The sequence below is a fragment of the Sphingobacterium sp. SGR-19 genome, from assembly GCF_011043555.1.
Taxonomy (GTDB): Bacteria; Bacteroidota; Bacteroidia; order Sphingobacteriales; family Sphingobacteriaceae; genus Sphingobacterium.
This window is the reverse complement of record NZ_JAAKGS010000002.1, coordinates 35,647-49,007: the sequence shown is the minus strand read 5'-3', so window position 1 is coordinate 49,007 and position 13,361 is coordinate 35,647. Positions and strand designations below refer to the sequence as shown.

Here is a 13,361-nt window from a genome sequence, read left to right as displayed (position 1 = left end):
TTATTTCTTTTGTACGTCAATATTGTTGGTCAAAACAGCCGATGCCGTATTACCTATTACGGTCTGTTGCAGATTTTTAAAATTATTGCTGTGTATGAAGATATCTTTATTTTCGTCTCCGATAAGTTCCAGGAAGGTATTCGTGCCGGTACTTGGGAAATTCTGCTGTATATTCGCATCTGTTACCCCCTCAAAAACCAACATAGGGCGATCTGCCTTTGGTGTATAATTTTGGATTCCATTAATATGAAGTCCGCTTACATTTGTTGCTTTGATAAACGGTTCATCCGCCACATTTACCTGCACGTTGTTAAAGGAGATATTTTTTGCGTTGGCAACAGAAAATCCCGATTTCGACTGCATATTGATATTATTGAAACTTACATTTTCAACAGGCATCTCCTCCAGTCCAAGTATTAAGCCGACCCTGTTGGTCGTTCCAGCCATATCGCTGATATACACATTTTTAAACAAAGGCGTCCTTTCGCTGACCGGTTCCTCTTCCGTTTTTGCATATTGCATATTCAATACGATAGCTTGATCGCGAATATTTCGCATCACGATATTGCTGACCCGGATGTTTTCAACGACACCACCACGACCCCGCGCCGTTTTGAGGCGAATCCCGCGATCTGTACCGTCGAACACACAATTGGAAATGACAATATTCTTCACACCCCCTGACATCTCACTTCCAATGACTACACCGCCATGTCCGTTCAACATAGTACAATTGGTGATGGTATAATTTTCGGCCGGAATGTTGACTTTACGACCCGAACGATCTTTACCGGACTTGATGGTGATACAGTCATCCCCGACGGAAATATGGCAATTGGCGATATGCACATTGCTACAAGATTCGGGGTTAATGCCATCGGTATTTGGTGACTCGGGATTATAGATGGTCACGCCATCGACGGTAACGTTATCACAATACTGGGGATTCACTGTCCAAAAAGGAGAGTTTTGTATCTTGACATCTTTGATCTGAACATTCTCGCAACGCAAGAACTGTATAAAAGGCGGACGTAAAAAGCCGCGTTCAACCCATCCCGGCAAATCTGGCGCCAAGACGTCCTTGTTCAGCCGCTTAAATTCCTTTTGCCATTTTGTTTCTTCTCCTTCTTTTTGTTCACGGATGGTTACTTCGGAATATCCCCACCATTTTTTTCCATGCCCATCGATGAGCCCGCGACCTACAATCGCGATGTTTTCCAAATCGGTGCCGTAGATTAAAGGTGAAAAATTCGTTACTTCCGTTCCTTCCCAACGGGACTCTACCATTGGCAGGTAGTGATCAAAATCATCACTAAAATGCAGCTCCGCTCCCGCATCGATAAAAAGGGTGATGTTGCTTTTAAAGTGTATTGGACCGGTAATATATTTCCCTGCTGGAAAATAGACTGTTCCGCCACCTTTACTTGCCGCAGCGTCAATAGCTTTGGCAATCGCATCGGTATTCAATCCGGTACTATCATTGCTTCCACCATAGTCCAATACGTTGTAAAATTGTTGTGCTTGTACAGATATTCCCATTGCTGCCACAAACAGCCATAATACTATGATTCCTTTTTTCATTACTTTAAGTTAACTTTTAACGGTTTTAATTTTTTCGATTTAGCAACACGCTGACCATCCACATATACGGTTAATCCTTTTCCTTTTCCATATTGCTCACCACTTTCATCCCAATAGATATCGACTATCTTATCTTTATACGATACACCTTGCAGCGTAAAATAGGCCCATTGCCCTTGTGGAATGAGCGGTTTAAGCTCAAATCCGTTACGAAGCTGCGGCTTAAACCCGATAAGATCTTGGATCACGACATCGGCAAAGGTAGAGTGGTTGTAAAACTTACTACGAGGATGATCACCTTTCAACCAATAGCCGGTGCTTTCATCCTGATATTCACCGATATATGGCTTACCATCCATCACATGCGATGCGGCATACTGTTGCACGGCTTCATAAAAGTCGTCTTTCGTGATGGTGTTCCCGCGCTTGTAATCTGCTAGAAAGTTTGCCATCCCCCTTAAGGTTTGTGTGCTGGCGAACGGCCAGATAGCGCCATCCCACTCACAGCCATGTCCGGAACCTCGCGTACGGAAAGTCGGCTCTCTGCGCTCTGCCGTAGTAAGTCCCCAAGGTGCTTTAAAGCCCCCAGTATCGACAGCTTGTTTCCAAGCCTCGGCGTAGGAACGATGGTTAGGCACGATATGAAAGCTCCAAGGAATAAATCCAATGGCTTCCCGTGCAGGGTGTAATCCTTTGCCTTTTTCGAGACGTGTCTTAAAGAAGTTGTCTTGTTCATCCCAAAGCGAATCTACCAACAACGTTGCTAGCCGCTCCGCCTTTGTATCATAATTACGCCTCAAGCTATCGTTACCGACCATTTCTGCCACCGCGGATAGTGCTCGCGCATTGGCAACCATATAGCTATTGATGGTTGGTCGCATGTTTTCTTCTCTACGCCCACCGGACACGGACTCTTCCATACCATCCTTGACATCATGCTGCCAAAACAAACCATTTTCTAACTGCCGTTCTTCTTCCCACTTCAGATAATCCTTATCTAGATCGTTCAGACGACTTGTCAAATATTCTCGGTCATTATCCACCATGTAATAGGCCAACAATGCGTCGGGCAGCCAAGAGCTGAATTGGTGAAACCTAGGTCTGTTTTGCCCCTCGTCGGCATGATAGAGAAAAAAATCAACATACTCTTTCAAAAAATCGTTGTTCCGCAACCATCTCCCTTCATAGATATGATGCCCTAGAGCACAACTGATCGAATTATATTTCCCCGCATGCTTGACAGGCTCGATAAATTCTGTCACAATCGTCCCTTCGGGCGTTTCTTTGATGTGCTTCCGGTAAGACCACCACCGGAAATAATAAATTTCCTCTATCGCGCTGTCCGGACAGGCAAATAACGGGATGTTGTTTTTCATCCACGCTGCAGAGCTCTTGTTATCAATCTTGTTGATGACTGCTTCGTTATCCTGGCTGTTAAATTTATCGACATAGGCATCCAGCTTGATGTTTAGATCCTCCTGCGCCATCAGGGTCCCTGGTAAGAGGAACAGCAGCATACTTGCGAATTTATTTATCTTTATATTCATTGCTATTCTGTTACAATTTAGTTTCTTCGTAGTAGCCAAACAGATCGTCCATATCATCGCCTTGGTTGTCAACATCGGCGTTGTAGGCATGTTGAAGCTCATCGTCGGATACAAATCCTAAAATCAGCGCTTCTCCTTTCGGTATTTTGAGCTCGTTTTTCCCTTTCGGAAACGAATACGTATGGATATCCAACATGGGCATATATTGTATACGCAGCGCATTTCGAACCTTGGCTTCCGCCTGCCCGTAGTCATTAGCAGACGCGTCGATCTCCAATACAGGCTTGGGTGCAAATACTTTATCTGTATTATTAAAGTATCCTACCAATACTTTTACATTTTGGTCACTTTCAAATGCTAGTGTCGTTCCGTGCAACTTCTGTTCCTCGGAATTTATCATAACGGCTTTCATGCCCTCGAGTTCGTTCGCCAGATGGGTAACCACCAGTTCTTGATCCAAGTGCAGTTTCGCACCTTTCTTCAACGCTGTATACTGTACATCGGCTTTTACTTGAATTTCCTTTTCCCGAAGTAATTTACGTTCTTTTTTTGGTGTTCCTGCTGACGCAGCTATCGAATCTATCGCTTGCCGAAAATTCCGTAGTTCGGTTTCGAAAACAGGCAACATCTCTGTCCAGTGCTTAAAGGTTGCATCTACGCCCCGCATGGGTATTTTCCTTTGCTTTGTCTGCATGCTATTGGCATAGAGATACGTATCCGCTGTCAAATCTGTCAGTGCTCTATAAGCTTCTACACTTTTTTCTAAGTCCGGTAATGCTTTACGCAGAGATTCTACATCCTCCGTATACTTATATGCCAATAACTGGATAGCGGATTTTACTTTGAAGCTATAGTGCTCGGCAAGCGCTTGATGTATATAGACATCATTTATCAGACGCTGAAACTCCTCTTTATTCTTGTTCGCAGCCCGCTCAATCTCCTTTATTGCCTTTACTGCTTTATTTGCATGTGCTACAATCTCGTCCGCAACACGCATGGGCGTTTCACCGGTATGTTGCTCGCCTTTGAACTCCTTTTCCGCATAGTCAATGATCATCTCTCCTTCCGGTGCTTCTGATTCATAAAGCAAGGTAAAGAGTCCGTATCGATATGGGTTGATAAGTTGTGTCATCAACATGCCCAACGAAGAGGTTTGGCGATTACCATCTGTAATACCGAAACGACGAAGAATCTTCGGCGATATTTCTCCAACTTCGTCCAATGCGGTTAAGAGATTGGTTGCATCTTTCGCTGAAATGCCGTAATAGTCGCTCAATAAAGATGACCAATAGGCTTTTTCTTCCGATTCGGGGCGATCAGCTTTCCATGCATAGCGTGCCCAAGCTTTATACCACATCCAATCGCGTTCAACTTGTAACAAGCGCTTTTCCGTATTATCTGCCGTATACGGCCAATCCCAGTAAGAAGCTTGAGGATATAGATGCAGACCATTGGAAAAATGGATATCGTGCATTGATTTTACCGATTTCTGTATGAAATCAGGTGCCGCATATCTGAATGGCTCCAAGTTTGCTAAGATATGTACATTTTGTATATGTACCGTACCGATACTGCCTAATGTTTGATGAAGTTCCGCCCATTTCCCCCGTGTTTCGTATGTGGTAAGGGCTTCACCATTAAACTTCGCCATCGTGTACAAATTCTTATAGATTGGTAACGCCTCCTTCATTACGGCCGGCGCGTCGGTATCGTGCGCCCGCAAAATGATTGGTGGCTCCAGTTTACTATGTATAGCATTAAGACCGTCTTTGACACCGGGAATAATCGTTTTTGTGAACCAATTTATATCGTCCTGTCCGACGCCTTCCATCGCTTCCCCCAATGTAACGAGTAGCCCGACGTTCGGATATTTTTCGACAAATGCAGCGATGGATTTACGCGTATAATCTTCTATGAGCGGCGTAATGACCCGGTTTCTTTCCTGAGTCTTCAGACCATGTTTGTCTGCAAAGGGTTTTGGAAGCAGAATATTGTAAAACATCTGAATGACCCAGATCCCTCGTTTGTTCGCCTCTTCCGTTAAGAATCGATAGATTTCTTCATTCTTGGCGAACGTTTCGTCGTCCACTTCCACTGCGTAAGGGTAATCTTTCAATTTCACCAACGACGAAAAAGGATGTCCATTCCACAAATACAACGTATTGTAGCGGTTCTCCAACATCATATCGAGATACTGTATCCATCGTTCCTTGTCATAGAACCATGGAAACAAATCTTCGGTATAAGGATATTCGTATACATCACGTCCCGGTAGATATTTGGTTTTCTGCATACCTATAGCTGTTCCACGCAACACCATTTCCGGCCCGTCTATGAAAGAAATGGAAGTGCTTTCATAAAACTCATTTCTCTCTGCTTCTTCACATCCGTACAGCAGTCCTGTTTCATCTTTACCAACAACAATGAGCGGTGATTTTTTGTCTTTTCTATAGATAAGGAATGATTCTTTGCCTTTTTTTCCTTTTAAATTTTCTAACAACATTGCTGGAACAAACTTCTCCCAATGTTCTGTTTCGCCCAATATGCCCAACACAAGATCGTCTTTTTTCAATGTTGTTTCTGCAAAACGGAACACGGATGATTGTTGACCTGTAGCATTGACCATCTTATCAACGGCATACTGCAACCGCTGCTTGTTCGTTACGGCGTCCTCGGCATAGAGGATGCGGACAGGACCGGCAATTAGGTCTGCCAGACCTACCAGCCCACATAAATAAAATACTACAATATACCTAAAAAAAACTTTCATCTTTCTTCTTCTCTCTCTTGATCAATCCGTCTTCTTTAAACGGATATGTATTATAAAAAATCTAAACGCAGATACACGTCTATATCAGTTATTCAAAACAACAATTAATATCGGTATTTTTCCTCTGTATAATTATCTAATTATTACAGCATGTTATCATCCGAACCTTTCATAACATGGATGTTACAGAGAAAAGAAGCAAACATACTATAGTAAAAGCCATTCCTTTTCGGCCATATAATCATTTTATTTTTTGCAAATCCCTTTTTTATTTTTCAACTTTAGCATTCCATTAGGGGAAAAATTATTTTAATTATCTCAAAACTTATGTTAAAAAAACTCTTGTTTTTCGCTTTTATCGTATCGACAACCACACTTTTCGGACAAAATAAACGGATGCTGCCGTACGCCATCCAAGAAGGCACATTGAACGAGCAATTCAGCAATTTAAGTAATATGTCCAAGTCACAAGCAGGAGACTTTAAACTGATCCGTCGCACCAACCTGGAAATCGTACGAAAAAATGTATTGGACTCGATCTCCCGATACCAAAAAGAGATCGCGACACTAAAGGCAAATTCTTCTTCTTCGACGGGCACTATCAGTTCCCTACGGGATTCGGTTACCACATTGGATGCCGCATTACAAGCTGAACAACATAAAACGAATAGCATTTCTTTTCTCGGTATTGATTTCGCAAAAGGATCTTACCACACGATGGTTTGGAGCATTATTATCGTCTTCGTATTGGCATTTTTAATAACGTTAGCTTCTTTCAGAAAAGCGAAAGTAGATACGAACGAGCATAAGAAGACTTCAGAACAATTGCAAGATGAACTGCAAACATTGCGCAAGAAATCATTGGAAAAAGAGCAGCAGTTAAAACGCCAGCTGCTTGACGAACAAATGAAGCGGAATTCATAAGACACAATTTTAATAGATATTGCTTCTTTCTATCCGAGGCTACCTTTAAACCGGTAGCCTTTTTTTTTACTCCGTCTGTAAGAGGAACCTATAACAGTATAGTAATATGTTATTAATATTTGGGTAACGTGTCATTGCTAGTATTGCAGCGTCTAAAACATCAACATGCAGAGCGACACTATTACATTCACTTTTTTAATTCAATCATTTATCTTTCGTTTCGCTACGATTTTTTACTATTTATTTACGTTTTGTTTGCGCTTATGATTTTTAATATTTAATATTGTATTGGCAACCGATATTATTTAGATTATATATTGAAATACAATAAACAAACCGCTCTAAAAAATTACCGAAAACAAATTATTAAGGAAGAAAACAGATACATAACCAATAAAATAAAGAACTTTCATAAAGCTTCGTTTAAAAAACATAATAAACAACTACACAAGAACCAACATATAATCTTAGTCTAAAGAAATTATTAAAACAACAACTATGATGAGAACTTTACTCTACCAAAGAGCAGACCGGCCTCATGGAACTTCAAAAAGAAATTGTATGCTCCGGTTGTCTGCGTTCTTATTGCTCGCCCCATTGGCTTCCGCAGCGGCGAATAATATTGAACGAACGCACATCAGCTACCAAAATCAAGAACAAGTGACGTTGCAAGGAAAGGTACTAGATGCCACCAATAACGAACCTGTTTCATCAGTCACAATTACCAGTCAGGGTAGAACGCTGGGTACAACCGATGCTTCTGGAAATTTTTCCATTAGGGTTACTCAAGGAAACGAAGTAACTTTTTCTAGTATCGGCTACACATCCCATACACAACGTGTCACGGTTGGAGGAGAAATTACAGTCCGTTTAACATCCGCCATGCAGGAAGTGGAGGAGGTTGTGGTGACAGCATTGGGAATCAAAAGAGAGCAAAAAGCCTTGGGGTATTCAGTCAGTACCGTTTCAGGAGAACAGCTTACTGAAGCTATGTCCAACAACTGGTCTGATGCATTAGTCGGTAAAGTGGCTGGCTTGAACATTACCAAATCAAATGGTGGTCCATTAGGGTCAAACGAAATTATACTACGTGGTGAAACTTCTTTATCTGGTGACAACAGCGCACTTATAGTCATTGATGGCATTGTTATGGAAGCCGGCAAGCGAATGTCTACAACAGGCCATTCGAACTATTTAGGTGACGACTCCCCAGTAGATTTTGGAACATCGCTAGCTGATATCAATCCCGACGATATTGAATCCATTACAGTCCTAAAAGGTCCTGCAGCATCCGCACTATATGGGTACCGCGGACAAAATGGCGCGTTGATCATTACCACGAAACAAGGTCAAGGTGAAGGTTTCAGCGTATCGATTAATTCTAATTCCGCCATCGGAACGATCAACCGCTGGCCAGACTATCAATATGAATACGGACAAGGGGACATCGGGCAGGATCTTTATTATTCTTACGGGCAGACGGAGGACGGATCGTCTACTTATAGCAGCTCATCCGCTTGGGGACCCAAATTTGACGGGCAGATGTACTATCAATATCATCCGGATTACTATAGAACCGCCCCACCGGAACGCACACTGTGGCAACCCTATAAAAATAACCGGAAAGACCTCTTTCAAGCAGATTTTACAACAACTAATAATATCAGTGTATCTGGATCGACAGAGAAAACGTCAGCACGTTTTTCCTACACGAACGTACACAATTCGTGGATTATCCCTAACATGGGCTACAACAGACACTCCATTGCAGGGAACTTAACCAATCAATTAACAGATAAATTTTCCCTATCAACCAAGCTGAACTTTAACAACAGAGGTTCTGACAACTTACCGAATGCGGGGTATAATAACCAAAGTTATATGTACTTCGTCCGTGGGATAACGCCTAGTATGGACGCCGCATGGTTTGAAGACAACTGGAGGCCTAATCGATACGGCATCGAACAGACCACACCTTTCTCCAATCTTTTGGATAACCCGAGAACAATGTCTTATGATATGATAAATTCGCAACGAAAAAATCATCTGATCGGAAACTTACAGGCGGACTATAAATTCAATGATGAATTTAACTTGATGGTTCGAGGAGGGATCGATTTCTCGTACGACCAACGAAAACAATCCAGACCATTCGACACCTATAAATATGCTCGAGGATACTACAGAGAACAAGGTATATATAGTGAAGAGATCAATGCTGAGTTTTTATTGACATATAACAATAACAGGCATCAAGACATCAAATTTGGTGTAAATTTTGGAGGATCTATCCTCAGAAACTCCTACGACAGAGAAGATGGACAAACCCGCATATTGAGCACGCCAAACGAATATAATTTTGCAAATTCTGCCGTCACCGTTACCTACAATCCATATGAAGCACAGTATGCTGTACATAGTTTATACTCATTAGCCAATGTCAGCTACAAAGACCTGCTTTTTGTAGATGGAACATTGCGTATGGACTGGGCCAGTACCTTAGCTTCTCCGACAAGAGGAAACGTTAAACCTTTTTATTACCCTGCGATAAACGCCAGCTTCGTACTTTCCGATGCATTTGAACTACCTCAATCAATCAGTCTATGGAAACTTCGCGCAAGCGCGGCAGGAGTAGGTGGCGGAGGTACCAGACCCTATCTAAACAGCTATACTTACCCCCGTGAAACTGATTTTCCAGGCGGAGCACGTAATCCTACCGCAATCCCTGACGAGAACCTGAAATTTGAACGAAAACTCTCATACGAGCTCGGTACAGAATTCAGGATGTTCCGAAATCGGGTCAAGTTTGATGCAACAGTTTATAAAGCATTTAATGTAGATCAGATTTTAGAAACACCGATAGATCCTTCTTCAGGCTATCGTACTCAGATTATCAATGGCGGTAGAGTAAGCAACAGAGGGCTTGAGATCGAGGTGGACGGAGAGATCCTTCGCAGAGAAAACTTTGATTGGTCTATTTTCGGAAACTACACCACCTTCGATACAAAAATCGAGGAACTACCTATTTTAGACGAAGAAAAACCGCTTGTACTTTCTACTATTTATGGTAGTAGAGGTACTGTCGAAGCGCGTTTAGGAGGCCGTTTTGGCGATATGTACGGTTTAGGATATTTAAGAGCTCCTGATGGACAGATCATCTACAGCAATGGACTCCCGGTCTTCACTGAGGATCTCATTTATATTGGGAATCCCAATGCCACGCAGAAATTTGGTATAGGAACCCGCTTTCGTTATAAAGATTTCCGCCTGAACATCCTATTCGATGGTCAATTTGGAGGAGTAGGCTATTCGTTGACGCACGCTGTGCTCATGGAAGAAGGAAAATTAAAGAAAAGTATCCCAGGGAGATACAATGGTATTATAGGCGATGGTGTAGTGGTCAATCCAGATGGCTCCTTTAGCGCTAATACGGAAGTCGCCCCTGCCGGGGATTATTACCGCAGACATTTTAACAGAGACAATATCGAATCCAATACGTTTTCTACTGATTTTATTAAATTGAGGGAGGTACGCCTAGATTATACACTTCCACAGGATTTATTGAAGCGCTTTAAGGCAAGTAGAATCAACATTGGTTTATACGGTCGTGATTTGTTCATGTTTACCAAATGGCCGGCTTTTGATCCCGAATTTGGGTCATTAAACGCAAGCGGTGTTGAGAAAGGTGCTGAAATCGCCCAATTCCCGTCAACCCGTAATTTTGGTATAAACTTATCTCTAGCATTCTAATGAATATGGTTATGAAGACAAAATTGAAATCTATTATATTATCAACAGTTACCATTGTTTCTTTGGGCAGCTGTACTAAGGATTTTGTGAAGATAAATACAAATCCCAATGAAAGTGCAACCGTAGCCCCACAGGCTTTACTCGGATCATCTCTGTATAGAACAATATCCGCCAATATCAATCGAAACTTGCGTGTAAACAATGAGTTGATGCAGGTCACGGTTACCACAAACAATAACTTGGAGTTCCACCGTTACGTCGTCCGAGCGACCGAAACAGAATATATGTGGCGATCATGGTATCTCGAACTTACTAATATCCGGGACATGTATAAAACAGCCGGCGAAGGTCAGCAGCCGGGATTTCAAGTATATCAAGGCATTTCGAGAGTACTCGACGTTTGGGTGAGTTCCTTATTGACCGACATGTATGGGGATGTGCCCTATTTCGAAAGTAATCTCGGTTATCAAGAATTAAACACAACGCCTGTGTACGACCATCAGGTTGACATCTATAGAGATCTATTTTTAAAATTGGAACAAGCAAACGAATTGCTTGATGTAGAAACAGAAGATGAAATTCCAGCTGCCAATGCGGACATGGATCCTATTTTTAAATCTGATGCGCTTAAATGGCGTAAATTTGCAAACTCACTTTATCTGAGACTTCTTCTCCGCGTATCCCATAAAACGGAACTGGATGCCATTGCCAAAATCAAGCAGATTATAGAGACTAAATCCAGTCAATATCCAATTATGGAAAGCCATGATGACTCCGCCATTTTATATTTCACTAATCAACAGCCGTATCTCAACCCGTACCTAAATGCGAGACCTATCGATTTCAATGGGAACAAGGGGTACTCAGAGTTCTTTATCAACAACATGCAAGAGCTGGGTGACCCGCGTCTTGACACTTGGGCAACCGAAGCTACATTAGGCGTATATGCCGGTATGCAATCAGGATATCCCCGTGGAACAACACCAGAGGCTCAGTCTACGCTAAACCCAGGACTCATGTCGGACGCACGCCTCGGTAATATTATGAATTTCGCTGAACTGCAGCTTATACTCGCAGAATGCGCAATACGCGGATATATCAGCCAAGACGCGCAAGATTTATACTACAATGGAGTTAAATCCTCTATAGAAATGTGGGGAAAAGAGGTGCCAGAAGAATATTTCGAGAACACAAAAGTAGGATTTCTATCGACAGATTCTGACGAAGACCGACTGAAAAAAATCCACTTACAAAAATATTTTGCTATGCTGTTTACAGATTTCCAACAATGGTATGAATACCGTAGAACGAAATTCTTAGATCTTTATCCAGGACCAGGAATGGAAAATGATGGTAAAATGCCTATTCGATTAAGTTATCCGTTGATTACGCAATCAATCAACAAAATCAACTACGATGAAGCTTCTGCACGTATAGGTGGAAATACGATTAATGGCAGAATGTGGTGGCAACCTGAAAACTAAACTTTTTTATCATGAAAATACATACAGTTAAAACATTACTATATACCGGGATTTCTTCTCTTCTGCTACTTTCAGGCTGTATAAAGGAGGACACCAATTATTCTCTCGGAAAAAACAACGAGGAAATATCTCTATATGTCGTCCGCAATCATTTTAAGGAAAGCGAAGTCATTCTAGACTCAGAGACATTGGATCATGCAAAATATACAAAAGCACTCGTAGTATCCAACCATGAAGGCAACAATTTTCCGTCTAGCTATATTGCGGTACAAAACACTTGGAGAAACCAGGTAAGAGGAATATTGGTGGAAGTAGATGATGTATCCAAATACAAGCTCGGTGATTCTGTTCAAATCAATGTGGAAGGATTGAAACTTTCGCGGAAAAACAGCTCACTAGTTCTAAACGGATTAAATGCCAACAACATATCTACTATCAATAGGGATAATCCTGTGCAACCAAGAGCTATTTCCATAGGCGCGCTGAACAGAAGGTTTGAAGATTACGAGTCAACCTATGTCGAAATCACTGCCGATCTACAAAACGAGCCAGTTCCCGGTACACCTATCAAAGGGAACAAGCCGCTCATCGATAATGAGCAAAATATCGTGAACTTATTCACCTCTGAGCAGGCCACATTTGCCGAAGAATCCGTTGCACCTAGCGCAACGTTCAGAGGAATTGCCTACAAAGAGAATGACAATATTCAGCTCCGATTGTTAACATATGAGGGTATGGCCTATCCAAGTGGAAAGATATATCCAAATTGGCCGGAAACCTTTGAAAGTCCAGACAGGCCGAAAGGCAGCTACAACATGCCGGAGATTAATAATAACGTTATATTCCATACCGGGGAGTGGCATCTATATCAGGCAATTTATGGAGAAACACCAGGCCGTGACCGTATTGTGTCCGGCAAATATGCTATCCGGATGCAACAGAATCGCTCTGACGACGAATATCTTCAAATGAACTTTGACGTACCGGAAGGAGCCTCTAAAGTGACATTTTTCTACGGCTCTTACTGGAACGATAGATCTTCTACCTTCCAACTGGAATACTCACAAGATGGAGGAAGTACATGGACTCGTGTAGGCGAACCTATTTCTGACGCCCATACGACCACGCAAAGCATGGATAGCAAGCAAGCCATTTTCTTGATGAATATTGAAGGCCCTGTCCGCTTTCGCGTTAACAAACTGGGGTTAGGTAGTAGTAATGCTACCGTTAGCAATGGCCGTTTAGGTATAGACGATATTTCTATATTCAAAAGCTATTAATTAATAAATAGTTCATGTTAATACT

The 13,361-nt window shown here is 42.0% G+C and carries 7 protein-coding genes; 4 read left to right on the top strand and 3 right to left on the bottom strand.

What is annotated here, in order from left to right:
* Genes G5B43_RS04205 through G5B43_RS04195 form a run of 3 tightly spaced genes read right to left on the bottom strand, consistent with a single transcriptional unit; the run spans nt 1 to nt 5,898 of the window.
* Nucleotides 1-1,581, bottom strand: a complete 1,581-nt coding sequence (locus tag G5B43_RS04205; protein ID WP_165293480.1) for a glycoside hydrolase family 28 protein — start codon at nt 1,579-1,581, stop codon at nt 1-3.
* Complete coding sequence (locus G5B43_RS04200) at nt 1,581-3,128, bottom strand: MGH1-like glycoside hydrolase domain-containing protein (protein WP_165293479.1); 1,548 nt, start codon at nt 3,126-3,128, stop codon at nt 1,581-1,583. The genes G5B43_RS04205 and G5B43_RS04200 overlap by 1 nt, the downstream gene beginning before the upstream one ends.
* A gap of 10 nt (nt 3,129-3,138) precedes the next feature.
* Entirely contained in the window at nt 3,139-5,898 is a 2,760-nt protein-coding gene (locus tag G5B43_RS04195) for a hypothetical protein (protein WP_165293478.1), read from the bottom strand.
* 327 nt (nt 5,899-6,225) lie between these two features.
* On the opposite strand from G5B43_RS04195, the gene G5B43_RS04190 reads away from it, so the two are divergent.
* From G5B43_RS04190 to G5B43_RS04175, 4 genes are all read left to right on the top strand, one after another.
* Complete coding sequence (locus G5B43_RS04190) at nt 6,226-6,822, top strand: hypothetical protein (protein WP_165293477.1); 597 nt, start codon at nt 6,226-6,228, stop codon at nt 6,820-6,822.
* 498 nt (nt 6,823-7,320) lie between these two features.
* Entirely contained in the window at nt 7,321-10,572 is a 3,252-nt protein-coding gene (locus tag G5B43_RS04185) for a SusC/RagA family TonB-linked outer membrane protein (RefSeq protein WP_165293476.1), read from the top strand.
* 11 nt (nt 10,573-10,583) lie between these two features.
* Nucleotides 10,584-12,056, top strand: coding sequence for a SusD/RagB family nutrient-binding outer membrane lipoprotein (locus G5B43_RS04180; protein WP_165293475.1), 1,473 nt, complete (start codon nt 10,584-10,586; stop codon nt 12,054-12,056).
* Nucleotides 12,057-12,067: 11 nt separating this feature from the next.
* Entirely contained in the window at nt 12,068-13,336 is a 1,269-nt protein-coding gene (locus G5B43_RS04175; protein ID WP_165293474.1) for a DUF5689 domain-containing protein, read from the top strand.
* Nucleotides 13,337-13,361: the final 25 nt, after the last annotated feature.

Excerpts from the sequence above, each read along its gene's own strand:
- G5B43_RS04205 (WP_165293480.1), bottom strand. The coding sequence starts at position 1,581 with ATGAAAAAAGGAATCATAGTATTATGGCTGTTTGTGGCAGCAATGGGA.
- G5B43_RS04200 (WP_165293479.1), bottom strand. The coding sequence starts at position 3,128 with ATGAATATAAAGATAAATAAATTCGCAAGTATGCTGCTGTTCCTCTTA.
- G5B43_RS04195 (WP_165293478.1), bottom strand. The coding sequence starts at position 5,898 with ATGAAAGTTTTTTTTAGGTATATTGTAGTATTTTATTTATGTGGGCTG.
- G5B43_RS04190 (WP_165293477.1), top strand. The coding sequence starts at position 6,226 with ATGTTAAAAAAACTCTTGTTTTTCGCTTTTATCGTATCGACAACCACA.
- G5B43_RS04185 (WP_165293476.1), top strand. The coding sequence starts at position 7,321 with ATGATGAGAACTTTACTCTACCAAAGAGCAGACCGGCCTCATGGAACT.
- G5B43_RS04180 (WP_165293475.1), top strand. The coding sequence starts at position 10,584 with ATGAAGACAAAATTGAAATCTATTATATTATCAACAGTTACCATTGTT.
- G5B43_RS04175 (WP_165293474.1), top strand. The coding sequence starts at position 12,068 with ATGAAAATACATACAGTTAAAACATTACTATATACCGGGATTTCTTCT.